This window comes from Enterobacter sp. DC1 (assembly GCF_000568075.1).
In the GTDB taxonomy this organism is placed as follows: Bacteria; Pseudomonadota; Gammaproteobacteria; order Enterobacterales; family Enterobacteriaceae; genus Enterobacter; species Enterobacter asburiae.
This window is the reverse complement of sequence record NZ_AZUA01000006.1, coordinates 108,636-132,891: the sequence shown is the minus strand read 5'-3', so window position 1 is coordinate 132,891 and position 24,256 is coordinate 108,636. Positions and strand designations below refer to the sequence as shown.

26 protein-coding genes are annotated in these 24,256 nt (G+C 56.4%); 14 read left to right on the top strand and 12 right to left on the bottom strand.

Annotated elements, in window-relative coordinates; translation table 11 throughout:
• Positions 1-12 precede the first annotated feature (12 nt).
• Together P346_RS05340 and acpH are read right to left on the bottom strand one after the other, a co-directional pair.
• On the bottom strand, positions 13-615 hold the full coding sequence (locus tag P346_RS05340) for a peroxiredoxin (RefSeq protein WP_014168840.1): 603 nt from the start codon (positions 613-615) through the stop codon (positions 13-15).
• 251 nt (positions 616-866) lie between these two features.
• Positions 867-1,448, bottom strand: coding sequence for an ACP phosphodiesterase (acpH, locus tag P346_RS05345; RefSeq protein ID WP_032661561.1), 582 nt, complete (start codon positions 1,446-1,448; stop codon positions 867-869).
• 92 nt (positions 1,449-1,540) lie between these two features.
• Here acpH and queA point away from each other — a divergent pair, with 92 nt between their 5' ends.
• The 7 genes from queA to P346_RS05380 all read left to right on the top strand — a co-directional run bounded on the left by queA (position 1,541) and on the right by P346_RS05380 (position 8,207).
• Complete coding sequence (gene queA, locus P346_RS05350) at positions 1,541-2,611, top strand: tRNA preQ1(34) S-adenosylmethionine ribosyltransferase-isomerase QueA (RefSeq protein ID WP_032661558.1); 1,071 nt, start codon at positions 1,541-1,543, stop codon at positions 2,609-2,611.
• Between the two features lie 53 nt (positions 2,612-2,664).
• Entirely contained in the window at positions 2,665-3,792 is a 1,128-nt protein-coding gene (gene tgt / locus P346_RS05355) for a tRNA guanosine(34) transglycosylase Tgt (protein ID WP_003859110.1), read from the top strand.
• 22 nt (positions 3,793-3,814) lie between these two features.
• Positions 3,815-4,147 (top strand): preprotein translocase subunit YajC, encoded by a 333-nt coding sequence (gene yajC / locus P346_RS05360; RefSeq protein ID WP_003859109.1) that lies wholly within the window; start codon positions 3,815-3,817, stop codon positions 4,145-4,147.
• Positions 4,148-4,174: 27 nt separating this feature from the next.
• Entirely contained in the window at positions 4,175-6,022 is a 1,848-nt protein-coding gene (secD, locus tag P346_RS05365; RefSeq protein ID WP_071995986.1) for a protein translocase subunit SecD, read from the top strand.
• Positions 6,023-6,032: 10 nt separating this feature from the next.
• Positions 6,033-7,004 carry a protein translocase subunit SecF gene (secF, locus tag P346_RS05370; RefSeq protein WP_024906803.1) on the top strand — a complete coding sequence of 324 codons (972 nt, stop codon included), beginning with the start codon at positions 6,033-6,035 and terminating at the stop codon, positions 7,002-7,004.
• Positions 7,005-7,146: 142 nt separating this feature from the next.
• Positions 7,147-7,512, top strand: coding sequence for a VOC family protein (locus P346_RS05375; protein WP_023310553.1), 366 nt, complete (start codon positions 7,147-7,149; stop codon positions 7,510-7,512).
• Positions 7,513-7,526: 14 nt separating this feature from the next.
• Entirely contained in the window at positions 7,527-8,207 is a 681-nt protein-coding gene (locus tag P346_RS05380; RefSeq protein WP_032661553.1) for a helix-turn-helix transcriptional regulator, read from the top strand.
• A gap of 110 nt (positions 8,208-8,317) precedes the next feature.
• Here the strand turns inward: P346_RS05380 and P346_RS05385 are convergent, their stop codons facing one another.
• Together P346_RS05385 and P346_RS05390 are read right to left on the bottom strand one after the other, a co-directional pair.
• Positions 8,318-9,202, bottom strand: coding sequence for a nucleoside-specific channel-forming protein Tsx (locus P346_RS05385; protein WP_025756198.1), 885 nt, complete (start codon positions 9,200-9,202; stop codon positions 8,318-8,320).
• A 267-nt stretch (positions 9,203-9,469) separates the two neighbouring features.
• Positions 9,470-10,009: a DUF3251 domain-containing protein gene (locus tag P346_RS05390; protein WP_032661748.1), complete on the bottom strand. Its 540-nt coding sequence runs from the start codon at positions 10,007-10,009 to the stop codon at positions 9,470-9,472.
• Positions 10,010-10,161: 152 nt separating this feature from the next.
• Between P346_RS05390 and nrdR the strand changes: the two genes are divergently transcribed.
• From nrdR to thiL, 5 genes are all read left to right on the top strand, one after another.
• The gene (gene nrdR, locus P346_RS05395) at positions 10,162-10,611 is read left to right on the top strand and encodes a transcriptional regulator NrdR (RefSeq protein WP_008503337.1); all 450 of its coding nucleotides are present in this window, start codon (positions 10,162-10,164) and stop codon (positions 10,609-10,611) included.
• A 4-nt stretch (positions 10,612-10,615) separates the two neighbouring features.
• Positions 10,616-11,719, top strand: coding sequence for a bifunctional diaminohydroxyphosphoribosylaminopyrimidine deaminase/5-amino-6-(5-phosphoribosylamino)uracil reductase RibD (gene ribD / locus P346_RS05400; protein WP_032661551.1), 1,104 nt, complete (start codon positions 10,616-10,618; stop codon positions 11,717-11,719).
• Positions 11,720-11,806: 87 nt separating this feature from the next.
• The gene (gene ribH, locus P346_RS05405; protein ID WP_006176874.1) at positions 11,807-12,277 is read left to right on the top strand and encodes a 6,7-dimethyl-8-ribityllumazine synthase; all 471 of its coding nucleotides are present in this window, start codon (positions 11,807-11,809) and stop codon (positions 12,275-12,277) included.
• A gap of 21 nt (positions 12,278-12,298) precedes the next feature.
• Positions 12,299-12,718, top strand: coding sequence for a transcription antitermination factor NusB (gene nusB / locus P346_RS05410; protein WP_006809908.1), 420 nt, complete (start codon positions 12,299-12,301; stop codon positions 12,716-12,718).
• Between the two features lie 77 nt (positions 12,719-12,795).
• Positions 12,796-13,767, top strand: a complete 972-nt coding sequence (gene thiL, locus P346_RS05415) for a thiamine-phosphate kinase (protein ID WP_032661549.1) — start codon at positions 12,796-12,798, stop codon at positions 13,765-13,767.
• Positions 13,768-13,868: 101 nt separating this feature from the next.
• Here thiL and P346_RS05420 read toward each other — a convergent pair whose 3' ends face one another.
• The 4 genes from P346_RS05420 to xseB form a co-directional block, all read right to left on the bottom strand.
• Positions 13,869-14,843, bottom strand: coding sequence for an aldo/keto reductase (locus P346_RS05420; protein ID WP_032661547.1), 975 nt, complete (start codon positions 14,841-14,843; stop codon positions 13,869-13,871).
• Positions 14,844-14,907: 64 nt separating this feature from the next.
• Complete coding sequence (gene dxs, locus P346_RS05425) at positions 14,908-16,770, bottom strand: 1-deoxy-D-xylulose-5-phosphate synthase (RefSeq protein ID WP_032661544.1); 1,863 nt, start codon at positions 16,768-16,770, stop codon at positions 14,908-14,910.
• A gap of 24 nt (positions 16,771-16,794) precedes the next feature.
• Complete coding sequence (gene ispA / locus P346_RS05430; RefSeq protein WP_032661542.1) at positions 16,795-17,694, bottom strand: (2E,6E)-farnesyl diphosphate synthase; 900 nt, start codon at positions 17,692-17,694, stop codon at positions 16,795-16,797.
• Positions 17,695-17,937, bottom strand: a complete 243-nt coding sequence (gene xseB / locus P346_RS05435; RefSeq protein ID WP_032661539.1) for an exodeoxyribonuclease VII small subunit — start codon at positions 17,935-17,937, stop codon at positions 17,695-17,697.
• A 191-nt stretch (positions 17,938-18,128) separates the two neighbouring features.
• Between xseB and thiI the strand changes: the two genes are divergently transcribed.
• On the top strand, positions 18,129-19,577 hold the full coding sequence (gene thiI / locus P346_RS05440; protein ID WP_032661537.1) for a tRNA uracil 4-sulfurtransferase ThiI: 1,449 nt from the start codon (positions 18,129-18,131) through the stop codon (positions 19,575-19,577).
• A 119-nt stretch (positions 19,578-19,696) separates the two neighbouring features.
• On the opposite strand, the gene yajL is transcribed toward thiI, so the two are convergent.
• Together yajL and panE are read right to left on the bottom strand one after the other, a co-directional pair.
• Entirely contained in the window at positions 19,697-20,290 is a 594-nt protein-coding gene (yajL, locus tag P346_RS05445; RefSeq protein WP_032661534.1) for a protein deglycase YajL, read from the bottom strand.
• Complete coding sequence (gene panE / locus P346_RS05450) at positions 20,253-21,164, bottom strand: 2-dehydropantoate 2-reductase (RefSeq protein WP_032661531.1); 912 nt, start codon at positions 21,162-21,164, stop codon at positions 20,253-20,255. Before panE ends, yajL begins: the two co-directional genes overlap by 38 nt.
• A gap of 121 nt (positions 21,165-21,285) precedes the next feature.
• Here panE and P346_RS05455 point away from each other — a divergent pair, with 121 nt between their 5' ends.
• A complete protein-coding gene (locus tag P346_RS05455; RefSeq protein WP_023334701.1) occupies positions 21,286-21,777 on the top strand; it encodes a YajQ family cyclic di-GMP-binding protein in 492 nt (163 codons plus the stop codon).
• Positions 21,778-21,809: 32 nt separating this feature from the next.
• On the opposite strand, the gene P346_RS05460 is transcribed toward P346_RS05455, so the two are convergent.
• Positions 21,810-23,171, bottom strand: a complete 1,362-nt coding sequence (locus P346_RS05460; RefSeq protein WP_032661529.1) for an MFS transporter — start codon at positions 23,169-23,171, stop codon at positions 21,810-21,812.
• Positions 23,172-23,365: 194 nt separating this feature from the next.
• Positions 23,366-24,253, bottom strand: coding sequence for a heme o synthase (gene cyoE / locus P346_RS05465; RefSeq protein WP_013095848.1), 888 nt, complete (start codon positions 24,251-24,253; stop codon positions 23,366-23,368).
• Between the last annotated feature and the right edge of the window lie 3 nt (positions 24,254-24,256).

Sequence of the window (24,256 nt, the reverse complement as noted above, 5' to 3'; positions counted from 1 at the left end):
AAACCGTGCCGATTACAGGCTGGATACGTTCTCAGACAGGTATTTAGCCACGCCGTCTGGAGACGCGTTCATGCCTTCTTTACCTTTTTCCCACTGAGCCGGGCACACTTCGCCGTGCTCTTCGTGGAACTGCAGCGCGTCAACCATGCGCAGCATTTCGTCGATGTTACGACCCAGCGGCAGATCGTTCACAACCTGGTGACGAACGATGCCGTTTGCGTCGATCAGGAAGGAACCACGCAGCGCAACGCCAGCGTCCGGATGTTCGATACCGTAAGCCTGCTGGATTTCGCGTTTGATGTCCGCAACCATTGCGTATTTCACCGCACCGATGCCGCCTTTGTCGACAGGGGTGTTACGCCATGCGTTGTGTACAAATTCAGAGTCGAAGGAGACGCCAACAACTTCCACGCCACGCTTCTGGAATTCTTCATAACGTTTGTCGAAGGCGATCAGCTCAGACGGGCAAACGAAAGTGAAGTCCATTGGCCAGAAGAACAGAACGGTCGCTTTACCGTTGGTGTGCTGTTTGAAGTTGAAGTTTTCAACGATTTCACCGTTGCCCAGAACTGCTGCAGCTGTAAAATCCGGAGCCGGACGAGTTACCAGAACCATATGATTCTCCTGTAGATACTAAGGTTATTTGGAACGCAACGCGAGCCAGTATAGAGAGTGTTCATGGATAAGACAAAGAGGTGGTGACAATCGTTCCGCCAGCTTTTACCTATCAATGTCATTTTTATACACAAAATCATTCAAGTTGCATCAAGGCGGCAAGTGTGGGAATCCCCGGGAGCTTACTGAAGTAAGTGACTGGGGTGAGCAGACGTAGCCAACGCAGAGGCAGCTTGAAGGATGAAGTGTATTTAGAGCTGTTTGTTTTTCGCCTGCACCATCATGCGCGGGTAAAACTGCCAGAAACGCGCTTCCAGCGCGTCATAATGTTCATCCAGGTCATACCAGGAATCCCGCAGCGCATCCAGTCGCGGTCGGCGGCTCGCCATCCCGTTCAGCACGTTCTGGATGAAATCCATCTCGCGATAGCGCTCCAGCCAGCGTTCCGACCACAGATAGTTATTCAGATTCACAAAGCGCGGCGGCGAGTCGGGCAGGATGATTGACACCTGCTGGTGGGCATAGCGCACAAAATCCGGCAAGGGCATCTCCGGCGACAGCTGTTCCCAGTGGCGCGACAGAAAGTGGTCCCACATCACGTCGAGCGTGATCGGCGCAACGCGGCGCGTTTCAGGGCGAAACCACGCTTTGGCTTCCGTCACTTCCGGCAGCTTATCCGTCAGCACGTCGATGCGGCGGTGCATGAAAATGCCGTCGACAACCTCTGGGGAATAGTCCTCAGCCGGGTTGCCGCGTACGAAATCGGCCAGCAAATTGCCGGACAGGGAGCTGTCAGCGAGGTGAGCGAGATGCAGGTGAGCGAGAAAATTCATGCGTTTTATTTGTCCGGGGGCGGCTAGTTGTTGCAGCAAAAGGGTGTGAGCACTAGACTATGCCGCCTGTTTTTAAGTCACGAGTATACGTCATGCGCGTCGCCGATTTCTCCTTTGAACTACCTGAATCCCTGATTGCTCACTATCCCATGCCTGAGCGCAGCAGCTGTCGCTTACTGTCACTGGATGGGCCAACGGGCGAGCTGACGCACGGTACTTTCACCGATTTGCTCGACAAGCTCAACCCTGGCGATCTGCTGGTCTTTAACAATACCCGCGTGATCCCGGCGCGCCTGTTTGGCCGTAAAGCCAGCGGCGGTAAGATTGAAGTGCTGGTCGAACGTATGCTCGATGATAAACGTATTCTGGCACATATTCGCGCTTCTAAGGCGCCGAAGCCGGGCGCTGAACTGCTGCTGGGCGATGATGAGAGCATCAAAGCGACCATGACCGCGCGCCACGATGCGCTGTTTGAGGTGGCGTTCGACGACGAGCGCACCGTGCTCGATATCCTGAACGCCATCGGCCACATGCCGCTGCCGCCGTATATTGAGCGTCCGGACGAGGAGGCCGACCGCGAGCTGTACCAGACCGTCTACAGCCAGAAGCCTGGCGCCGTCGCTGCGCCGACCGCGGGCCTGCATTTTGATGAGCCGCTGCTGGAGAAACTGCGCGCGAAGGGCGTGGAGATGGCGTTTGTGACGCTGCACGTCGGCGCGGGGACCTTCCAGCCGGTGCGCGTGGACAGCATTGAAGATCACATCATGCACTCTGAGTATGCCGAAGTGCCTCAGGATGTGGTGGACGCGGTGCTGGCGGCGAAAGCGCGCGGCAGCCGTGTGGTTGCCGTAGGTACGACCTCTGTGCGTTCGCTGGAAAGCGCCGCGCAGGCAGCTAAAAACGGTCTTATCGAGCCGTTCTTTGGCGATACGCAGATCTTTATCTACCCGGGCTATCAGTACAAAGTGATTGACGCGCTGGTGACCAACTTCCATCTGCCTGAATCAACGCTGATTATGCTGGTGTCGGCATTTGCCGGTTATCAGCATACGATGGCGGCCTACAAGTCTGCGGTAGAACAAAAATATCGCTTTTTTAGCTACGGGGACGCGATGTTTATCACGTACAATCCGCTGGCTTTGAATGAGCGTGTCGGGGAATAAGTCCGCGGCACCGTTTTACAACGTTGGACTGTTTTTCTGACGTCGGAGAAAAAATGAAATTTGAACTTGATACCACCGATGGCCGCGCGCGTCGCGGTCGCCTGGTGTTTGATCGCGGCGTGGTGGAAACCCCCGCGTTTATGCCTGTGGGCACGTACGGCACCGTCAAAGGGATGACGCCGGAAGAAGTCGAAGCCACTGGCGCACAGATTATCCTCGGCAATACCTTCCACCTGTGGCTGCGTCCGGGCCAGGAGATCATGAAGCTCCACGGCGACCTGCACGATTTCATGCAGTGGAAAGGCCCAATCCTGACCGACTCCGGCGGCTTCCAGGTCTTCAGCCTGGGCGATATCCGCAAGATCACCGAGCAGGGCGTTCACTTCCGTAACCCGATCAACGGCGATCCGATTTTCCTCGATCCCGAAAAATCGATGGAGATCCAGTACGATCTCGGCTCTGACATCGTGATGATCTTCGACGAATGTACGCCGTACCCGGCCGACTGGGACTACGCAAAACGCTCTATGGAGATGTCCCTGCGCTGGGCGAAGCGTAGCCGTGACCGTTTTGACTCCCTGCAGAACAAAAATGCGCTGTTCGGCATTATCCAGGGCAGCGTTTACGAAGATTTACGCGATATCTCTGTTAAAGGTCTGGTAGAGATAGGTTTTGATGGCTACGCTGTCGGCGGTTTGGCTGTGGGTGAGCCGAAGGAAGACATGCACCGCATTCTGGAACATGTCTGCCCGCAAATCCCGGCGGATAAACCACGATACCTGATGGGCGTGGGTAAACCAGAAGATCTGGTTGAAGGCGTACGCCGCGGCATTGATATGTTCGACTGCGTCATGCCAACCCGCAACGCGCGTAACGGCCATTTGTTCGTTACCGATGGCGTGGTGAAAATCCGTAACGCGAAGCATAAGAGTGACACCAGCCCGCTCGATTCCGAGTGCGATTGCTATACCTGTCGCAATTATTCTCGCGCGTATCTGCATCATCTCGATCGTTGCAACGAGATTTTGGGCGCGCGTCTCAATACCATTCATAATCTTCGTTATTATCAGCGCTTAATGGCTGGTTTACGTAAGGCTATCGAAGAGGGTAAATTAGAGAGCTTCGTGACCGATTTCTACCAACGTCAGGGGCGGGATGTTCCACCGTTGAACGTTGATTAATTTTAATAATGAGGGAATTTGAATGAGCTTTTTTATTTCTGATGCGGTAGCGGCAACAGGTGCTCCAGCGCAGGGCAGCCCGATGTCTCTGATTCTGATGCTGGTTGTGTTCGGTCTGATCTTCTACTTCATGATCCTGCGTCCACAGCAGAAGCGCACCAAAGAGCACAAAAACCTGATGAACTCCATTGCGAAAGGCGATGAAGTACTGACTAACGGTGGTCTGGTGGGTCGCGTAACCAAAGTGGCTGAAAATGGCTACATTGCTATCGCCCTGAACGACACCACTGAAGTGGTCATCAAACGTGACTTCGTAGCTGCCGTTCTGCCGAAAGGCACCATGAAGGCGCTGTAATCCCAACTTTTCCCAAAGGGAACTGCCGTGTTAAACCGTTATCCTTTGTGGAAGTACATCATGCTGGTCGTCGTGATTCTCGTCGGCCTGCTGTACGCGCTTCCCAACCTGTATGGTGAGGATCCGGCTGTTCAAATCACTGGCGCGCGCGGTGTCGCCGCCAGTGAGCAAACGCTGATCCAGGTCCAGAAAACGTTACAAGAAGAAAAAATTACCGCTAAGTCTGTGGCTCTGGAAGAGGGTGCAATTCTTGCTCGCTTCGACACCACCGACACGCAGCTCCGCGCTCGCGAAGCGCTGATGGGCGTGCTGGGTGACAAATACGTCGTGGCGCTTAACCTTGCCCCTGCAACCCCGCGTTGGCTGGCTGCGATGAAAGCAGAGCCAATGAAACTCGGTCTTGACCTGCGTGGCGGCGTTCACTTCCTGATGGAAGTGGATATGGATACCGCGCTCGGTAAGCTGCAGGAACAGAATATCGACAGCCTGCGCAGCGATCTGCGTGATAAAGGCATCGCCTATACCACCGTGCGTAAAGAAGATAACTACGGCATGAGCATCACGTTCCGCGACAATGCGGCGCGCGATCAGGCTGTAGATTACCTGACCCAACGTCACCGTGACCTGGTAATCACCTCTCAGGGCAGCAACCAGCTGCGCGCGGTGATGACCGATGCGCGTCTGAAAGAAGCGCGTGAATATGCCGTTCAGCAGAACATCAACATTCTGCGTAACCGTGTAAACCAACTGGGCGTGGCTGAGCCGCTGGTACAGCGTCAGGGTGCTGACCGTATCGTGGTTGAACTGCCGGGTATCCAGGATACCGCGCGTGCGAAAGAGATTCTGGGTGCGACTGCAACCCTGGAATTCCGTCTGGTGAACTCCAACGTCGATCAGTCCGCTGCTGCCGCAGGGCGTATTCCGGGTGACTCCGAAGTGAAACAGACCCGCGAAGGTCAGCCAGTTGTGCTGTACAAACGCGTGATTCTGACCGGTGACCACATCACCGACTCCACGTCGAGCCAGGACGAATACAACCAGCCGCAGGTTAACATCTCGCTGGATAGCGCGGGTGGTAACATCATGTCTAACTTCACCAAGGACAACATCGGTAAACCGATGGCGACCCTGTTCGTGGAGTACAAAGACAGCGGTAAGAAAGATGCAAACGGTCGTGCGGTGCTGGTGAAAGAGGAAGAGGTGATTAACATCGCCAACATCCAGTCTCGTCTGGGTAACAGCTTCCGTATTACCGGTATTAACAACCCGAACGAAGCGCGTCAGCTCTCTCTGCTGCTGCGTGCCGGTGCGCTGATTGCGCCAATTCAGATTGTTGAAGAACGTACCATTGGTCCAACTCTGGGTATGCAAAACATTCAGCAGGGTCTGGAAGCGTGTCTGGCCGGTCTGGCGGTCTCTATCCTCTTCATGATCTTCTTCTATAAGAAGTTTGGTCTGATTGCGACCTCCGCGCTGATCGCCAACCTGGTGCTGATCATCGGCATTATGTCCCTGCTGCCTGGGGCGACGCTGACCATGCCGGGGATTGCGGGTATCGTTCTTACCCTTGCGGTGGCGGTCGACGCCAACGTACTGATTAACGAACGTATCAAAGAAGAGTTGAGCAACGGTCGCTCTATTCAGCAGGCGATTGACGAAGGCTATAAAGGCGCGTTCAGCTCCATCTTCGATGCGAACGTAACAACACTGATTAAGGTTCTTATCCTGTATGCAGTGGGTACTGGCGCGATCAAAGGCTTTGCGATTACAACCGGTATCGGTGTCGCAACGTCAATGTTTACCGCTATTGTCGGCACCCGTGCCATCGTGAACCTGCTGTACGGCGGCAAGCGCGTCAAAAAGCTGTCTATCTGAGGAGTGCGTTGTGGCACAGGAATATACTGTTGAACAATTGAACCACGGCCGTAAAGTCTGGGACTTTATGCGCTGGGACTACTGGGCCTTCGGCATTTCAGGTTTTCTGCTGATTCTGTCCATCGTCATTATGGGCGTGAAAGGCTTTAACTGGGGTCTCGATTTCACCGGCGGTACGGTCATCGAGATCTCCCTGGAAAAACCGGTCGATATGGACCAGATGCGTCTGTCTCTGCAGAAAGCGGGCTTTGAAGAGCCGCTGCTGCAGAACTTCGGCAGCAGTCGCGACATCATGGTGCGTATGCCGCCGGTGCACGATGCCAACGGCAGCCAGGAGCTGGGCAGCAAGGTTGTTAGCGTGATTAACGAAACAACCAGCCAGAACGCGGCGGTCAAGCGTATTGAGTTCGTCGGCCCAAGCGTGGGTGCCGATCTGGCGCAGACCGGTGCGATGGCGCTGCTGGTGGCGCTGATCTCCATCCTGGTATACGTAGGTTTCCGCTTTGAGTGGCGACTGGCGGCCGGTGTGGTTATCGCTCTGGCGCACGACGTGGTGATCACCATGGGCATACTGTCGCTGTTCCACATTGAGATTGACCTGACGATTGTGGCATCCCTGATGTCCGTTATCGGTTACTCACTGAACGACAGTATCGTGGTATCTGACCGTATCCGTGAAAACTTCCGTAAGATCCGTCGCGGTACGCCGTACGAAATCTTTAACGTGTCGTTGACCCAGACGCTGCACCGTACCTTGATCACATCCGGTACCACCCTGATGGTGATCCTGATGCTGTTCCTCTTCGGTGGTCCGGTACTGGAAGGCTTCTCGCTGACCATGCTGATCGGTGTCACCATCGGTACGGCGTCGTCTATCTACGTCGCGTCCGCACTGGCACTGAAACTCGGCATGAAGCGCGAGCACCTGCTCCAGCAGAAAGTCGAGAAAGAAGGGGCGGATCAGCCGTCCATTCTGCCGTAAGGCCACGTTTAGCGCGTTATCGAAATCCCGGTCGGTTGACCGGGATTTTTTTTATCTGCTCCTGACAAACACTCCTGACAGTATGCTGTCAGGAGCCCTGCCGTAGACTCCTTCTGAACCCAAACAACAGTCAGGAGGATGTATGAAAAGCGTAATTAACTGGTTTGAAATTCCGGTCGCGGATATGGATCGCGCCATCAAATTTTATGAGCCGGTGATGCAGCTCGCGCTGCGTCGCGAGAAAATGGACTGCGCGGAGCTGGCCGTTTTCCCGCATGAGGATCCGGGTACCGGCGGGGCGCTGGCAAAATTTGACGGCGTTACACCGTCTTTGCAGGGCGCTATTATTTACCTGCATACTGACAATCTGGCGGCCACGCTCGATCGCATCGCCTCCGCGGGCGGCGAGTGCGTGTTTGGCCCGCTGGAACTGCCGCATGGCATTGGCACTATCGCATTGTTTACCGACAGCGAGGGTAACCGCGTCGGCCTCCATCAACCTGCCTGAGAGCGGAATAAGATATGACCCGACGCGCTGACCGTTTGTTTCAGATTGTGCAGATCCTGCGGGGCAGGCGTCTGACAACGGCAGCGCATCTGGCGGACCGGTTTGGCGTGTCCGAGCGCACGGTCTACCGCGATATCCGCGACCTGTCGCTTTCCGGCGTGCCGGTGGAAGGTGAGGCGGGGAGCGGATATCGGCTGATGTCGGGTTTTGACCTGCCGCCGCTGATGCTGACAAATAAGGAATCAGAGGCGCTGATCGTCGCGATTCGCCTGCTCAAAACCTGGGGAGGGGAATCGCTGTCGCGCGAGCTGGAGTCGGCTCAGGAGAAGGTTCTGGCTATCCTGCCCGAGGAGAGTCGTCGAAAGGCGGAGCAGACGCGGATCTACGCCCCGGATTTTTGCATGCAAAGCCACTCCCGCAGCGATTTTGACATGATTCATCAGGCGATTTCCGCCCAGCGCGTGCTGGCGCTGCATTACCGTGATGAAGCAGGGCAGCTCTCAAAGCGCGAGGTTCAGCCGCTGGGCTTGTTCTTCTGGGGGGAGCGCTGGCTGCTGGCGGCGTGGTGCGAACGGCGCGATGACTATCGCTGTTTTCGGCTCGACCGCTGTCTCAATATTGTGCAGACGGAGAGGCGGTTTAGCGAGAGTGCGGACAGGTCTCTGGCGGATTTTTTGCGAAAGGTTAAGCAGTAAAAAGCCAGCTCTTGTGCTGGCTTTTTTGCCCGGCGGCGCTGCGCTTGCGCGGGCCTACAGGTTTTATAGGCCGGGTAAGGCGTAGCCGCCACCCGGCACCAACCACAAGATTAGAAGTTATAACCCACAACCAGGTAACCACCCCAGCCGGTAGAACGAACGCTGAAGTCGCCGTTGCCGAAGTTCAGGCTCGCGTCGTCGTTCCACTGACCACCGTTGTGCCAGTAACGCGCAACAACAGAGTAGTGCCAGTGATCGTAGTTCAGCGCCAGGATGTGGCTGGAGGCGATGGAGTCGTTGGTACGCGCTTTCTTACCGTTCAGGTCGCGGAAGTCGTTGTCGCCCAGATCTGAACCCCAGTCAAAGTTGGTGAAGCCGATATAGCTCAGGTTGCCGCCCCACAGCTGGGTAATTGGCACAAAGTATTTCACTTTGAAACGGTAGCCATCCCACTCGTTTTCGTTCGCGGCGCCGTAGTTCTGCCATTGGTACTTAGCATAAACGTTCAGAGACAGGCTCATTGGCAGGCCGGTATCGATGTCCGTACCCAGACCCATGTACCAGGTGCTCTGGCGACCGGACTTGTTACGGCCCATGTCGTAGATGTAGTTGTTCGCGAAGTACCACTCTTTGAACGGACCAAACGCCAGGCTGGTACCGGTCAGTTTATCAATAGAGAAGCGAGGTTCAATTTCCATGAACAGCGGAGAACCGTGGTTCCAGATACCTTTCGCGTCGGTGTTACCACCGAAGAATACAGGTGCATCCATATAGCCATAGAAATCAAACCAGTCTTTCTTGGCGAACGCTTCGTACTCCAGGTAGGTATCGTTGCGGATCTGAGGTCCGAAACGGGTGTGGTAGCTGCCGACTACGTTAACGCTCTGGTGCCACCAGTCGGAGAGGTATTGTGGTTTATCGTTTTCCGCTGCGTTAACAGTGAAAGAGGAAGAAAGTGCCAGCACGGCGCCAGCTGCGAGTAATGTTTTTTTCATAATCATGCCACTGATTGAAATTCCCTTCCGGGAGTGAAAAATGCGCGAATTGCGTTTCTAAATATTTCGTGTTTCTGCGGTGCCTATTATAGGAATCCCTGCTCACAAAAATATGTGTTGTTTCACATATCCCTCACACGCGTAATCGATTGCGTTCACGTTTGCGTACTTTAAACGGCCGGGATTGTAGCGGCAATCATTTATGTTGCCAATCCATACGAAATGTAAATGTTAGCGGAGTGACATTGCACTCCGCTAAAAGAGGGGTTACTGCGCGGCGGGCTGGATATCGTGAATGCGGATAAAACCTAACTGCTCCGGAGTGAGTCCGTTAAGCTGCAGCGGAATGTCAACATCGCTCGGAGCCAGCACGCTGGCCGGTGCGGTGAACAGCTGACTGTTAACATTCACCTCCTGGTAGCTCTCTGTGGTGCCCTGGATCTGTCCCCATTCGACTGTACCGCTGAAGGCTGGCAACGGATCGTTGGACTCGCCCTGGATGCGTAATGTTGCGCGAGTACCATTTGCATTCGCCGCCACATTCACCAGAGACATTTTCAGCGTGCCAATCTGGCTATTGAGACGCGCAGGCGTATTCGCTCCCGGCAGGAGATAAACCCCGCTGCTGGATTTGGCGTTCAGCGCGTTTTGCTGGGTGATCTTCACCGTTTCTTTGTTCAGTTTGTCCATCGCCGTATTGAGCGTGTTCACGCTCTGTTTCATCTGACGGACTTCGGTTTGCTGTGCACAGGCGCTAAGGGTGAAGAGGCTCCCCACCAGCAAAATTTTAAGGTAACGTCTTGTCATTGCGTTTATTTCCTTGAAATAACGGATCGCTTTAATGGTAGCCAGCATCACCGTCCCAGACATAGATCCTTTGTCTCAAAAAGCTCTTCCTTTGTTGTCAGGCCAGATCAGGGTAAAATGAAAATTAGTTAACCAGATAACAGGGATACCGTATGCATTGCCCATTCTGCTCCGCTGTGGATACCAAAGTCATCGACTCTCGTCTTGTGGGCGAAGGGTCTTCCGTACGCCGTCGTCGGCAGTGTCTGGTGTGCAACGAGCGTTTCACGACCTTTGAGGTTGCAGAGCTGGTAATGCCGCGCGTGGTAAAAAGCAACGACGTGCGCGAGCCGTTTAACGAAGAGAAACTGCGCAGCGGGATGCTGAAGGCCCTGGAAAAACGCCCCGTCAGCGCGGACGACGTTGAGATGGCGTTAAATCACATAAAATCTTACCTTCGTGGTTTGGGCGAGCGTGAAGTGCCAAGCAAAATGATCGGCAACCTGGTGATGGAGCAGCTGAAAAAGCTCGATAAGGTCGCCTATATCCGCTTCGCCTCGGTCTACCGCAGCTTCGAAGACATCAAAGAGTTTGGCGAAGAGATCGCCCGCTTACAGGATTAAGCTCATGCAGGATGAGATTTACATGGCGAGAGCCATGAAGCTGGCGCAGCGCGGTCGTTTTACCACCCATCCCAACCCGAACGTCGGGTGCGTTATCGTTAAAGATGGCGAGATCGTGGGGGAGGGGTTTCACTATCGTGCTGGCGAGCCGCATGCCGAGGTCCATGCGTTGCGCATGGCCGGTGAGAAGGCGCGCGGTGCCACAGCCTACGTCACGCTGGAGCCCTGCAGCCATCACGGGCGCACGCCGCCATGCTGCGAAGCGCTGATCGCGGCGGGCGTTTCACGCGTGGTCGCCTCGATGCAGGACCCGAATCCGCAGGTGGCCGGACGCGGCCTGTATCGCCTGCAGCAGGAAGGCATTGACGTCAGCCATGGGCTGATGATGCAGGACGCGGAAGCGATCAACAAAGGCTTTCTGAAGCGCATGCGTACGGGGTTCCCGTATATTCAGCTTAAGCTGGGCGCCTCGCTGGATGGACGTACGGCGATGGCAAACGGCGAAAGCCAGTGGATAACCTCGCCGCAGGCAAGGCGCGATGTGCAACGTCTTCGCGCGCAAAGCCATGCTATTCTCACCAGCAGTGAAACCGTTCTGGCTGACGATCCGGCCATGACCGTGCGCTGGGACGAGCTGAATGCAGATACTCAGGCGCTTTACCCGCAGGAGAACCTGCGTCAGCCGCTGCGTATTATTATTGATAGCCAGAACCGCGTGACGCCGGAGCACCGTATTGTCCAGCAGCCGGGTGAAACCTGGATTGCCCGCACTAAAGAAGATACGCGCGAATGGCCGGAAGGCGTGCGCAGCATTATGGTGCCGGAGCATAACGGTCATCTGGATCTGGTGGTGCTGATGATGCTGCTCGGCAAGCAGCAGGTGAACAGCATCTGGGTGGAAGCGGGGCCAACGCTCGCCGGTGCGCTTTTACAGGCCGGGCTGGTGGATGAGCTAATTGTTTACGTTGCACCCAAACTGTTAGGTTACGACGCGCACGGCCTGTTTGTGCTGCCCGGCCTTGAAAAACTGGCCGACGCACCGCAACTCAAATTTAGCGAGATTCGTCCGGTAGGCCCGGATGTCTGCCTCCACTTAACGACAGCGTAATTGCTCCTGAAATAGGGAAGCAGTGCGCAAAGTATTATGATAAAATCCGCCCCCCTGCGGGGCCAAATGAACCCGTAAAGGAAGAGTATGAACATTATTGAAGCTGCTGTAGCTACCCCGGACGCTCGCGTCGCCATCACCATTGCGCGTTTCAACAACTTCATCAACGACAGCCTGCTGGAAGGTGCGATTGACGCCCTGAAACGTATCGGCCAGGTTAAAGATGACAACATTACCGTTGTTTGGGTTCCAGGCGCTTACGAACTGCCGCTGGCGGCGGGCGCGCTGGCGAAAACTGGTAAATACGACGCGGTGATTGCGCTGGGTACCGTTATTCGTGGCGGCACTGCGCACTTCGAATACGTTGCGGGCGGTGCAAGCAACGGTCTGGCACACGTTGCGCAGGATGCTGAAATTCCTGTCGCGTTCGGCGTGCTGACCACCGAAAGTATTGAACAAGCCATCGAACGTGCTGGCACCAAAGCCGGTAACAAAGGTGCAGAAGCTGCACTGACCGCGCTTGAAATGATCAATGTATTGAAAGCCATCAAGGCCTGATTTTTTTGTAAGGGGAATTCCGTGAAACCTGCTGCTCGTCGCCGCGCCCGTGAATGTGCCGTCCAGGCACTTTACTCCTGGCAGTTGTCCCAGAACGACATCGCTGATGTTGAATACCAGTTCCTGTCAGAACAGGACGTGAAAGACGTTGACGTTCTGTACTTCCGTGAACTGCTGTCGGGAGTGGCGACTAATAGCGCGTATCTCGATGGTCTGATGAAGCCTTACCTGTCCCGCCTGCTCGAAGAGCTGGGTCAGGTAGAAAAAGCAGTGTTGCGTATCGCGCTGTTTGAGCTGTCTAAACGTGATGATGTGCCGTACAAAGTGGCCATCAACGAAGCGATCGAACTGGCGAAAACCTTCGGCGCTGAAGACAGCCACAAGTTTGTAAACGGCGTACTTGATAAAGCAGCACCTGCGATCCGTCCCCACAAAAAGTGATCCGCAAACCGGAGTCCTGCATTGCCTGACGGGCAGTGCGGCTCCGGTTTTTTCTTTTATTTGCTGAGGCATAACGTATGGCATGCGGCGAATTCTCCCTGATTGCCCGTTATTTCGACCGTGTCAGAACCTCTCGTCTTGATGTTGAAACCGGCATTGGCGATGACTGTGCACTTCTCAATATTCCCGAAAAACAGACGCTGGCAATCAGCACCGACACCCTGGTGTGCGGCCGTCATTTCTTACCGGATATCGATCCTGCCGATCTGGCATATAAAGCCCTGGCGGTTAACGTCAGCGATCTGGCGGCGATGGGTGCCGATCCCGCGTGGCTGACGCTGGCACTGACGCTGCCTGAGGTGGATGAAGCCTGGCTGGAAGCCTTTAGTGACGCGCTGTTTGAGCAGCTTAGCTATTACGATATGCAGCTGATTGGCGGTGATACCACTGCCGGTCCGCTGTCGATGACGCTGGCGATCCATGGCTACGTGCCGCTTGGCCGCGCGCTGAAGCGCTCGGGCGCAAAACCGGGCGACTGGATCTACGTGACCGGTACGCCGGGCGACAGCGCGGCTGGGCTGGCGATCCTTCAGAACCGTTTAACGGTTGAAGACGCTGACGATGCGGCGTATCTGGTGAAACGGCATCTGCGGCCAACGCCGCGTATTTTGCACGGCCAGGCGCTGCGCGAACGGGCAAGCTCGGCTATCGATCTTTCTGACGGGCTGATCTCGGACCTCGGGCATATCCTGAAGGCCAGCGGCGTCGGCGCGCGCGTTGACCTCGATCTGTTTCCGCTGTCGGAGCAACTGCTTCGTCATGTAGAGCCTGAGCAGGCCCTGCGCTGGGCGCTGTCCGGTGGTGAAGACTACGAGCTGTGCTTCACGGTGCCTGAGCTCAACCGTGGAACGCTGGACGTGGCGTTAGCGCATCTCGGCGCGAAGTTTACCTGCATCGGTCAGATCATGCCGGAGAGCGAAGGGCTGAAGTTTGTCCGTGAAGGTGCGCCGGTAACGCTCGACTGGAAAGGGTACGATCACTTCGCGTGAGTTTGTGCGCTCTGTATTGCCGGGTGGCGCTGCGCTTACCCGGCCTACAAACAGGGGGCGATCGTAGGCCGGGTAAGGCGAAGCCGTCACCCGGCAAGTGTTTACTTAAACCCCACCACCGGATGCTGCTGATACGGCGTCTCCAGCTCGGCAACCTGCTCCGGCGTCAGCGTGATATCCACCGCATTCAGCAGCTCATCCAGCTGTTCTTCCCGCGACGTACCGATAATCGGAGACGCGACCCCGCGCTTGCCCAGCAGCCACGCCAGCGCTACCTGGGCGCGGGTTGCACCGGTATCGTCTGCAATTCCGGCTAAGCGTTCGGCAATCAGCGCATCGCTGGCTTCTGTACCGCTATAGAGATTTTTCCCCACTTCATCCGATACCAGGCGAGCCGTGGTTTCACCCCACGGACGGGTCAGGCGGCCGCGCGCCAGCGGGCTCCACGGGATCACCGCCACGCCCTCCTGATGGCACAGCGGCAGCATCTCGCGCTCTTCTTCACGATAGATCAGATTGTAGTGATCCTGCATGGTGACAAAGCGCGCCCAGCCGTGCTGCGCCTGAAGATCCAGCGCCTGGGCAAACTGCGACGCGTGCATAGACGACGCGCCGATGTAGCGTGCTTTCCCGGCTTTGACCACGTCGTTCAGCGCTTCAAGCGTCTCCTCGACTGGCGTGTTGTAATCCCAGCGGTGAATCTGCAGCAGGTCGACGTAATCCATGTTCAGGCGTCTGAGGCTGTCATCAATGGAGCGCAGGATCTGCGCGCGAGAAAGGCCCTCAGCCAGGTCGCCCACGGGATAATAGACCTTGGTGGCGACGACAATGTCATCACGGCGGGCAAAGTCGCGCAGTGCGCGGCCGACAATTTCCTCGCTGCTGCCGTCGGAGTAGCTGTTGGCGGTGTCAAAGAAGTTAATGCCGCCCTCGATGGCGCGTTTGATGATCGGACGGCTGCTCTCTTCCGGCAGCGTCCAGGCGTGGTTTCCCCGATCGGGCTCGCCAAAGGTCATGCATCCCAGGCAAAGTCGGGAAACCTTAAGGTCCGTTTTTCCTAATGTTGTGTATTGCACGGTTCCGCTCCTGCTGTTTAAACACCAGGTTTAAGCATAGCAGGAGCGGAAAGGGGGGAAGGGGTCAGCCCAGCCAGGCGCGGATTTTGGCTTCGATACCGACGGCGTCCAGGCCAATAGCCGCGCGGGCTTCATCCTGGGTGCCCTGAGGGATGAAATGGTCCGGCAGGCCGAGGTTCAGCACCGGCACGGCTTTACGATTTGCCATCAGCACCTCGTTCACGCCGCTGCCCGCGCCGCCCATGATGGCGTTTTCTTCCAGCGTGACCAGCACGTCATGCGTCTCAGCCATACTCAGGATCAGAGCGTCGTCGAGCGGCTTCACAAAGCGCATGTCCACCAGGGTGGCATTCAGCGCTTCAGCCGCTTTCGCCGCCTCTGGCATCAGCGTGCCGAAGTTCAGGATCGCCACTTTTTCACCGCGACGCTTCACCAGACCTTTACCGATCGGCAGTTTTTCCAGCGGCTGCAGCTCAACGCCCACTGCATTGCCGCGCGGGTAGCGAACGGCGCTTGGGCCATCCTGATAGTGGTAGCCGGTAAACAGCATCTGACGACATTCGTTCTCGTCGCTTGGCGTCATGACAACCATATCCGGAATACAGCGCAGGAAGGAGAGATCAAACGCGCCCTGGTGCGTCTGGCCGTCTGCACCGACGATGCCCGCACGATCGATAGCAAACAGTACCGGCAGCTTCTGAATCGCCACGTCGTGGATCACCTGATCGTAGGCGCGCTGCAGAAAGGTGGAGTAGATAGCGACAACCGGCTTGTAGCCGCCAATCGCCAGGCCCGCTGCAAACGTCACCGCATGCTGTTCGGCAATGGCGACGTCGAAATACTGGTCAGGGTATTTTCGGGAGAACTCCACCATGCCGGAGCCTTCACGCATGGCAGGCGTCACCGCCATCAGCTTGTTGTCTTTCGCTGCGGTTTCGCACAGCCAGTCGCCGAAGATTTTTGAATAGCTCGGCATGCCGCCGCTGCTTTTTGGCAGACAGCCGCTGGACGGGTCAAATTTCGGTACCGCGTGGAAGGTGATCGGATCTTTTTCCGCCGGTTCGTAGCCACGCCCTTTTTTGGTCATGATATGCAGGAACTGCGGGCCTTTCAGGTCGCGCATGTTCTTGAGCGTGGTCACCAGGCCCAGCACGTCGTGACCGTCAACCGGGCCAATATAGTTAAAGCCCAGCTCTTCAAACAGGGTGCCCGGCACCACCATGCCTTTGATGTGTTCTTCGGTACGCTTGAGCAGCTCTTTAATCGGCGGTACGCCGGAGAAGACCTTCTTGCCGCCTTCACGCAGCGAGGAGTAAAGCTTGCCGGAGAGCAGCTGGGCCAGATGGTTATTCAGCGCGCCGACGTTCTCGGAGATCGACATTTCGTTATCGTTGAGGATAACCAGCATGTCCGGCTTGATGTCGCCCGCGTGGTTCATGGCTTCGAAGGCCATACCGGCGGTAATGGCGCCGTCGCCAATCACGCAGACGGTGCGGCGCTGCTTGTTCTCTTTCTCGGCAGCAACGGCAATCCCGATGCCCGCAGAAATGGAGGTGGAGGAGTGGCCGACGCTCAGCACGTCGTACTCGCTCTCACCGCGCCACGGGAACGGGTGCAGGCCGCCTTTCTGACGAATGGTGCCAATTTTATCGCGACGTCCGGTCAGAATTTTGTGCGGATAAGCCTGGTGGCCCACGTCCCAGATGAGCTGGTCGAACGGCGTGTTATAGACGTAATGCAGCGCCACGGTCAGCTCTACCGTGCCAAGCCCGGAGGCGAAATGGCCGCTGGAGCGGCTTACGCTGTCGAGCAGGTAGCGACGCAGCTCGTCGCACAGCTTCGGCAGGCTCTCTTTCGGCAACAGACGTAACTCCTGGGTGGAGTCAACTAACGCCAGTGTCGGGTATTTGGCAATATCAAAACTCATCAAAGGCTCATCGAGATATATAGTTTATTTATTACGCTGGATTATATAGTCCGCTAGCGCTTCCAGTACCGAGGTATCCAGCGATTGCGCGGCCAGTTCATTTAGCGACTGGCGGGCATCAACAATCAGATCCCGGGCTTTACGTTGGGCTTGCTCAAGGCCCAGCAGGGCGGGGTAGGTACTTTTGCCAAGCTGCTGGTCCGCACCCTGACGTTTACCCAATGTTGCAGTATCGCCCACCACATCCAGAATGTCATCCTGAACCTGGAATGCCAGACCGATACTTTCTGCGTATCTGTCCAGAATCGGCAGGGCTTTGCGCCCTTGTTCACCCGCGCTCAGCGCGCCCAGGCGAACGGCGGAACGAATCAACGCCCCTGTTTTATGGCGATGAATACGCTCCAGCTGTTCCAGATTAACCTGACGTCCTTCTGCTTCAAGATCCAGCGCCTGTCCGCCGCACATGCCGGCCACGCCGCTGGCCATGGCCAGCTCGGAGATCATCGCCAGGCGGTCGCGGTCGGCCACTTCCGCCATCGGCGCGTCGCTCAGAATCGAGAACGCCAGCGTTTGCAGGGCATCACCCGCCAGAATGGCATTCGCCTCGCCAAACTTGATATGGCAGGTGGGTTGACCCCGACGCAAATCGTCGTCGTCCATGGCCGGGAGATCGTCGTGGATCAGCGAGTAGGCATGGATGCACTCCACGGCGGCTGCCGGGGCGTCCAGCGTGTTATCGCTGATACCAAACATATTGCCCGTGGCGTACACCAGGAACGGGCGCAGGCGCTTTCCACCCAAGAGTGCGCCATAGTGCATGGCTTCAACCAGTGGAGTGTTCTGAAAAGGCTGTGGCGCAATAAAACGGCGCAGGGCGTCGTTGGCGCGTACGACACGCGCCTGAAGCTCGTTGGAAAAATCCATTTACTCGGCGTCCGGTGTAAAAGGCGAGGTTTTCGCGTCTTCGCTGTCGGAAAGCAGGATCTGCACGCGCTGCTCGGCCTGCTGCAGTTTGACCTGCCCCTGGCGCGCCAGCTGCACGCCACGCTCGAATTCGTTGAGCGCCTCTTCCAGCGGGAGATCGCCGCTCTCAAGACGGGTAACGATTTGCTCCAGTTCACTCAGCGCAGTTTCGAAACTGGCCGGTGCGTCGTTCTTCTTCGGCATAGTGAATTGACTCTTATATTCTCAGCCCCGACATGGTAACGGACTCAGGGCAATTATCAAATAACGCGCAATGTGCACAGGAGCGGCGCGATGGTGGTATACTTGCGCGCCTGGATGCAGCCACGGGTGTGGGCTGCTGTACTCTTTTCCATTACAAGCCTTAATACGCTTGCCTAAGAAACATTGCCGCCATGAAGTTTATCATTAAATTGTTCCCTGAAATCACCATCAAAAGCCAATCTGTGCGTTTGCGCTTTATTAAAATTCTCACCGGGAACATTCGTAACGTATTAAAGCACTACGACGAAACCCTCGCCGTGGTGCGCCACTGGGACCACGTTGAAGTGCGCGCCAAAGACGAAAACAAACGTCAGGATATTCGCGACGCGCTGACCCGTATTCCGGGGATCCACCATATCCTGGAAGTGGAAGATGTTCCGTTCAGCGATATGCACGACATCTTCGAGAAAGCGCTGGTCCAGTACCGCGACCAGATTGAAGGCAAAACCTTCTGCGTACGCGTGAAGCGTCGCGGCAAGCACGAGTTCAGCTCCATTGAAGTGGAACGTTACGTTGGCGGCGGTTTGAACCAGCACGTTGAAACGGCGCGCGTTCGTCTGACCAACCCGGACGTGACCGTGAACCTGGAGATCGAAAACGATCGCCTGCTGCTGGTGAAAGGGCGCTATGAAGGTATCGGCGGCTTCCCGATTGGCACCCAGGAAGACGTATTGTCCCTGATCTCCGGCGGCTTCGACTCCGGCGTTTCCAGCTATATGCTGATGCGCCGCGGCTGCCGTGTGCACTACTGCTTCTTCAACCTGGGCGGCGCGGCGCACGAAATCGGCGTACGTCAGGTGGCGCATTACCTGTGGAACCGCTTCGGCAGCTCCCACCGCGTGCGTTTCGTGGCGATCAACTTCGAACCTGTGGTCGGCGAAATCCTCGAAAAAGTGGACGACGGCCAGATGGGCGTGGTGCTGAAGCGCATGATGGTGCGTGCGGCGTCCAAAGTGGCGGAACGCTACGGCGTGCAGGCGCTGGTCACCGGCGAAGCGCTGGGCCAGGTCTCCAGCCAGACGCTGACCAACCTGCGTCTGATCGACAACGTGTCTGATACGCTGATCCTTCGTCCGCTGATCTCCCACGATAAAGAGCACATCATCGATCTGGCGCGCGAAATCGGTACCGAAGATTTTGCCCGCACCATGCCGGAATACTGCGGCGTGATCTCAAAAAGCCCAACGGTGAAAGCGGTGAAGGCTAAGATCGAAGCGGAAGAAGAGAACTTCGATTTTGCCATTCTGGACAAAGTGGTGGAGGAAGCCTCCAACATCGACATCCGCGAGATTGCCCAGCAGACCGAGCAGGAAGTTGTTGAAGTTGAAACCGTGAGCGGTTTTGGTGCTAACGATGCGATTCTGGATATCCGCTCTATTGACGAGCAGGATGACAAGCCGCTGCAGGTTGAAGGCGTCGAAGTGGTTTCTCTGCCGTTCTATAAGCTGAGCACGAAGTTCGGCGATCTCGACCAGAGCAAAACGTATCTGCTGTGGTGCGAGCGCGGGGTGATGAGTCGCCTGCAGGCGCTGTATCTGCGCGAGCAGGGCTTTGCGAATGTGAAGGTGTATCGCCCGTAGTGTGCGGCCTGATGCCCTCACCCCGACCCTCTCCCACAGGGAGAGGGCGCAAACATTAAAAACGGCAACCTTTGGTTGCCGTTTTGCTTTTACCTCGCGCCACCCGGCTTTTTTATGCGCTACTCTTCATAGTAATTATAAATCCCCGCTGGCATCACCAGCGACGACGCCACTTCGTACGCTTTCTCGCGCCCGACCAGCAGGTCAATAATCTTTAAGCCAAAATCAATCGCGGTGCCTGGCCCCTGGCTGGTCAGCAGGTTGACGCGCGGATCCCAGACGACGCGTTTATCCACCCAGTGCTCTTCCGGGATCGTATCCTTAAGCCCCGGGAAGCCGGTCATGTTGCCGATGGGGAAGATATCGTGCGGAATCAGAACCGTTCCGGCGGCTGCACAGATAGCCGCGACGATGCGGCCGGATAAATGAAACTGGCGCACGGTTTCAACCAGCAGCGGGCTGTCGCGAAAACATTCCGCGCCTTTCAGGCCGCCGGGCAGGACGATGATGTCGTAATCGCCGTCAGCCACCTGCACAAGGGGGGCATCTGCGAGGATTTTCACCCCGCGCGAGCAGGTGATTTCAAGATTGCCGTCGCTGGCGACGCTGGCGGTGGTAACCTTAATGCCGCCGCGCACCATCAAATCAATGGTGGTGACCGCTTCCATCTCTTCGCTACCAGGGGCGAGGCAGATCAGGGCTGACGCGCTCATATTCACTCTCCTTACGTTTAACCATGTCATACAGACGGGCGTTTTCCGGCACGGCGATGCCGTGCGCGCGGGCGCGTTTTAGCAGATAGCCGGTGATGTAGTCGATCTCCGTGTGGCGTAATGCCCGAACGTCCTGCAACATCGAGGAGATATTTTCTGCCGTGCTCTCAATGACCTGCTCGACGTAGCAGCGCAAATCGTCTGCCGAGGTATGCAGGCCTTCCCGCTCAACGACCGCCGCGACTTCCGCACACAAAATCGCAACGTCCTGCGGATGATTTCTCAGCTCCCCGTTCGGGCAGTTCCACAGCGCCGTCAGCGGGTTGATCACGCAGTTTACCGCCAGCTTGCGCCACAGCTGAGGGCGGATGTTGTTGTGCCAGGCCACGTCCGGCAGCACCTTCTGCAGTACATCGGCAAGATAGCTGTAGTCGCCATCCTGTGCTCTGGCCGGGCCGATATGCGTCACGCCGCTGGCGACATGCACGATAATGTTGCCGTCGCGACGTGCTGCGTGCGTGGTTGTCGCCATCAGCAGGGGCTGCGGGACGTTTTTCAGCTCATCAAGGGTCCCCATGCCGTTATGCAGCAGCAGTATGGGCGAAGTGGGGGGGAGCTGCGCGGCCAGCGTTTTTACCGCGTCTGAGACCTGCCACGCTTTAAGCGTTACCAGTAAAAGGTCGCTTTGCGCCAGGAAATCAGGATCGTTCGCGGTGAGGGATTCGTTAAAGATGCTTCCGTCTTCACCAATCAGGTTTACACTGCAATAGGGCTGGGGCACGCGCAGCCAGCCCTGAACCTCATGTCCGTGCTTGCACAGCGCGGTCAGCCACAGCTGGCCAAGCGCTCCGCATCCGAGCACCGTAATTTTCATTGTTCCTCCTCACCTGCAACTGCGCCAGGTGTTACAGCTTAATTATACAGCTAAGCTTCTGTTGAGTTATGCCTCGTAGCGGGTATTATGCAACGCAACAAAAGTGAAGGGAGAAGAAAAGATGCCATCTTTCGATATTGTTTCCGAAGTTGATATCCAGGAAGTTCGCAACGGCGTTGAGAACGCAACCCGCGAAGTTGAGTCACGTTTCGATTTTCGCGGCGTTGAGGCCTCGTTTGAGCTGAACGACGCAAATAAGACCATTAAGGTGCTGAGCGAGTCTGATTTCCAGGTGAATCAGCTGCTCGACATTCTGCGCGCCAAGCTGTTAAAGCGCGGCATCGAAGGGACGTCTTTGGACGTGCCGGAAGAGTTTGTGCACAGCGGTAAAAACTGGTTTGTAGAAGCCAAGCTGAAGCAGGGCATCGAGAGCGCGGTGCAGAAGAAGATCGTTAAGCTCATCAAAGACAGCAAGCTGAAGGTGCAGGCGCAGATCCAGGGCGAAGAAATTCGTGTGACCGGTAAGTCCCGCGACGATCTCCAGTCCGTAATGGCGCTGGTGCGCGGCGGCGATCTGGGGCAACCGTTCCAGTTCAAAAACTTCCGCGATTAATATAAAAAAGCCCGGTTAAACCGGGCTTTTTTTCACGCTTTGAGCACCTGCTCGACTTCAAAACGGTTGGTCATTTTACTGTCTATTTTGACGTAAGCGCTGCGCTCTTCCGGGACGATGAGCACGTCCGTCACGCCCTCTTTGGCTTCCAGACGCTGTTTCAGCGCATCGCTAATCTCCACATCATCCGGAATTTCTACGCGCAGGCTGCTCACGTAGCGCGGCTCTTTCATGGTGCTGGCGACCAGCAGCCAGACTGTCGCCAGGAGCGCACCGGCGAGGAACACGGTTTGTGAATCAAACAGGCCGTCCACCCAGCCGCCGAGCGAGCCGCCGATCGCCACGCCGAGAAACTGACTGGTGGAGTAGATGCCCATCGCCGTACCTTTATATCCGGCGGGGGACTCTTTGCTGATCAGCGACGGCAGCAGCGCTTCCATCAGGTTAAAGGCCAGGAAGAACAGCTGTACGCCGGCAATCAGTTCCCAGAAGTGCGGCCCTGCACCCCAGAGCACAATTTCGGCAATCAGCAGTACCGCCACGCAGCCCACGAAGACGCGCTTCATTTTGCGCTTCACTTCAGCGTAGATGATGAACGGTACGACGGAGACAAACGAAATAAGCATCGTGACCAGATAGATTTTCCAGTGCTCAGCCGCCGGGAAACCCGCTGCGGCAAGCTGGCCGGGCAGGGCGACAAAGGTCGACATCAGCAGGATGTGCAGACACATAATGCCAAAGTTCAGCTTCAGCAGACGTGGCTCGACAATCACTTTGCTAAAGCAGCCTTTTACCATCCCTGATTCGCGGTTCAGAACGTGGTTTTTGCTGTCCGGCACGACCCATAGGGTTAAGGCAATGCCGATGGTTGCCAGCACGGCAATCATCCAGAACAGGGCGTGCAGACCCAGCGTGTGCGTAATAATGGGGCCCAGCACCATGGCAATTGCAAACGTCACGCCAAAGCTCACGCCGATGAACGCCATCGCTTTGGTGCGGTTCTGCTCGCGGGTTAAGTCTGACAGCAGCGCCATCACCGCGGCGGCAATCGCGCCGGAGCCCTGCAGGGCGCGGCCGAGAATAATCCCCCAGATGGAGTGGGAGAGGGCGGCAATCACGCTTCCGAGCACAAAGACCAGCAGCCCGCCGACGATCAGCGGCTTTCGACCCACCCGGTCAGAGAGCAGGCCAAAGGGGATCTGGAAGACCGCCTGCGCCAGGCCGTAGATGCCGATCGCGAGCCCAATCAGCGCCTCGCTGGCCCCCTGCAGCGCCATACCGTACGTGGTCAGAACAGGCAGGACCATAAACATGCCAAGCATCCGTAGCGAGAAGACAGTCCCTAAGCCCCAGGTCGCGCGTAGCTCGCCTGGCGTCATTTTATAATCGTTCATTACCACCTCAGTTCAAAAGCAGGCACTAGTTTAGGCGGGGTGTTAATTGCGGTAAATAGGTGTTTGTTTAAGAGATATTACCATCGTAGGCGATGCCTTGCCCGACCTGCCGATCCCGTAGGCCCGTGCAAGCGTAGCGCCGCCGGGCAAAAAAAAAGCCAGGTGATTAACCTGGCTTTTTTAATTCAGCACGCTTACCAGACGTAAGTCAGCAGGTTGTGTGAATCTGGCACCATGAAGTCCACGGACATCATCACGGACAGCGAGGTGATGGCTACAATCGAGAACACAAACAGCTTGCGCGCCCAGACCTTGTCATCTTCCACTTTGTAACCGCGCAGCGCCATACCGAGCCACCAGACGCTCACCGCGGCCGCTACCGCCAGATATTTGTATCCGGCGTAACCGCCCAGAGAGAGCATCAGCGTTGCTACAGCAAAGGCGATGATGTACAGCGTGATATGGTTCTTGGCAACTGAAATGCCCTTCACGACCGGCAGAACCGGGATGTTCGCCGCCTGATAATCCTTAAAGCGGAAAATCGCGATGGCATAGGAGTGCGGCATCTGCCACAGGCTAAAGATAGCCAGCAGGATCAGCGCACCGCTGTCGAACTCGTTCGTGACCGCGCAGTAGCCAATCACCGGCGGCGCAGCGCCGGAGAGAGAACCAATCAGCGTGCCGTAGACGGAGTGGCGTTTCATATACAGGCTGTAGACGCCCACATACACCACGAACCCCATCACCCCCAGCCAGCAGGCCAGCGGGTTAGCACCAAACCACAGCAGCATAAAGCCAGCAATACCCAGCAAGGTGGCGTACACCAGCGAGACGGAAGGGGCGATCAGGCCTTTCACCAGCACCCGATTTTTGGTCCTTTCCATCTTCTTGTCGATATCCATGTCGATGTAGTTGTTAAATACACAACCGGACGCAACAACCAGTGACACACCGACCAGCGTGTAGATAAAGAGGGTGTAATCAATGCTGCCCTTAGAGGCCAGCAGGAACCCTCCGATCACGGAGATCAGGTTGCCAAAGATGATGCCTGGTTTCGTTACTTGCAGGTATTGCTTAAACATACT

Excerpts from the sequence above, each read along its gene's own strand:
- dxs (WP_032661544.1), bottom strand. The coding sequence starts at position 16,770 with ATGAGTTTTGATATTGCCAAATACCCGACACTGGCGTTAGTTGACTCC.
- thiL (WP_032661549.1), top strand. The coding sequence starts at position 12,796 with ATGGCATGCGGCGAATTCTCCCTGATTGCCCGTTATTTCGACCGTGTC.
- P346_RS05340 (WP_014168840.1), bottom strand. The coding sequence starts at position 615 with ATGGTTCTGGTAACTCGTCCGGCTCCGGATTTTACAGCTGCAGCAGTT.
- panE (WP_032661531.1), bottom strand. The coding sequence starts at position 21,164 with ATGAAAATTACGGTGCTCGGATGCGGAGCGCTTGGCCAGCTGTGGCTG.
- nrdR (WP_008503337.1), top strand. The coding sequence starts at position 10,162 with ATGCATTGCCCATTCTGCTCCGCTGTGGATACCAAAGTCATCGACTCT.
- P346_RS05455 (WP_023334701.1), top strand. The coding sequence starts at position 21,286 with ATGCCATCTTTCGATATTGTTTCCGAAGTTGATATCCAGGAAGTTCGC.
- thiI (WP_032661537.1), top strand. The coding sequence starts at position 18,129 with ATGAAGTTTATCATTAAATTGTTCCCTGAAATCACCATCAAAAGCCAA.
- P346_RS05460 (WP_032661529.1), bottom strand. The coding sequence starts at position 23,171 with ATGAACGATTATAAAATGACGCCAGGCGAGCTACGCGCGACCTGGGGC.
- tgt (WP_003859110.1), top strand. The coding sequence starts at position 2,665 with ATGAAATTTGAACTTGATACCACCGATGGCCGCGCGCGTCGCGGTCGC.
- cyoE (WP_013095848.1), bottom strand. The coding sequence starts at position 24,253 with ATGTTTAAGCAATACCTGCAAGTAACGAAACCAGGCATCATCTTTGGC.
- P346_RS05390 (WP_032661748.1), bottom strand. The coding sequence starts at position 10,009 with ATGACAAGACGTTACCTTAAAATTTTGCTGGTGGGGAGCCTCTTCACC.
- acpH (WP_032661561.1), bottom strand. The coding sequence starts at position 1,448 with ATGAATTTTCTCGCTCACCTGCATCTCGCTCACCTCGCTGACAGCTCC.
- ribH (WP_006176874.1), top strand. The coding sequence starts at position 11,807 with ATGAACATTATTGAAGCTGCTGTAGCTACCCCGGACGCTCGCGTCGCC.
- ispA (WP_032661542.1), bottom strand. The coding sequence starts at position 17,694 with ATGGATTTTTCCAACGAGCTTCAGGCGCGTGTCGTACGCGCCAACGAC.
- yajC (WP_003859109.1), top strand. The coding sequence starts at position 3,815 with ATGAGCTTTTTTATTTCTGATGCGGTAGCGGCAACAGGTGCTCCAGCG.
- xseB (WP_032661539.1), bottom strand. The coding sequence starts at position 17,937 with ATGCCGAAGAAGAACGACGCACCGGCCAGTTTCGAAACTGCGCTGAGT.
- queA (WP_032661558.1), top strand. The coding sequence starts at position 1,541 with ATGCGCGTCGCCGATTTCTCCTTTGAACTACCTGAATCCCTGATTGCT.
- P346_RS05380 (WP_032661553.1), top strand. The coding sequence starts at position 7,527 with ATGACCCGACGCGCTGACCGTTTGTTTCAGATTGTGCAGATCCTGCGG.
- P346_RS05375 (WP_023310553.1), top strand. The coding sequence starts at position 7,147 with ATGAAAAGCGTAATTAACTGGTTTGAAATTCCGGTCGCGGATATGGAT.
- ribD (WP_032661551.1), top strand. The coding sequence starts at position 10,616 with ATGCAGGATGAGATTTACATGGCGAGAGCCATGAAGCTGGCGCAGCGC.
- P346_RS05385 (WP_025756198.1), bottom strand. The coding sequence starts at position 9,202 with ATGAAAAAAACATTACTCGCAGCTGGCGCCGTGCTGGCACTTTCTTCC.
- yajL (WP_032661534.1), bottom strand. The coding sequence starts at position 20,290 with ATGAGCGCGTCAGCCCTGATCTGCCTCGCCCCTGGTAGCGAAGAGATG.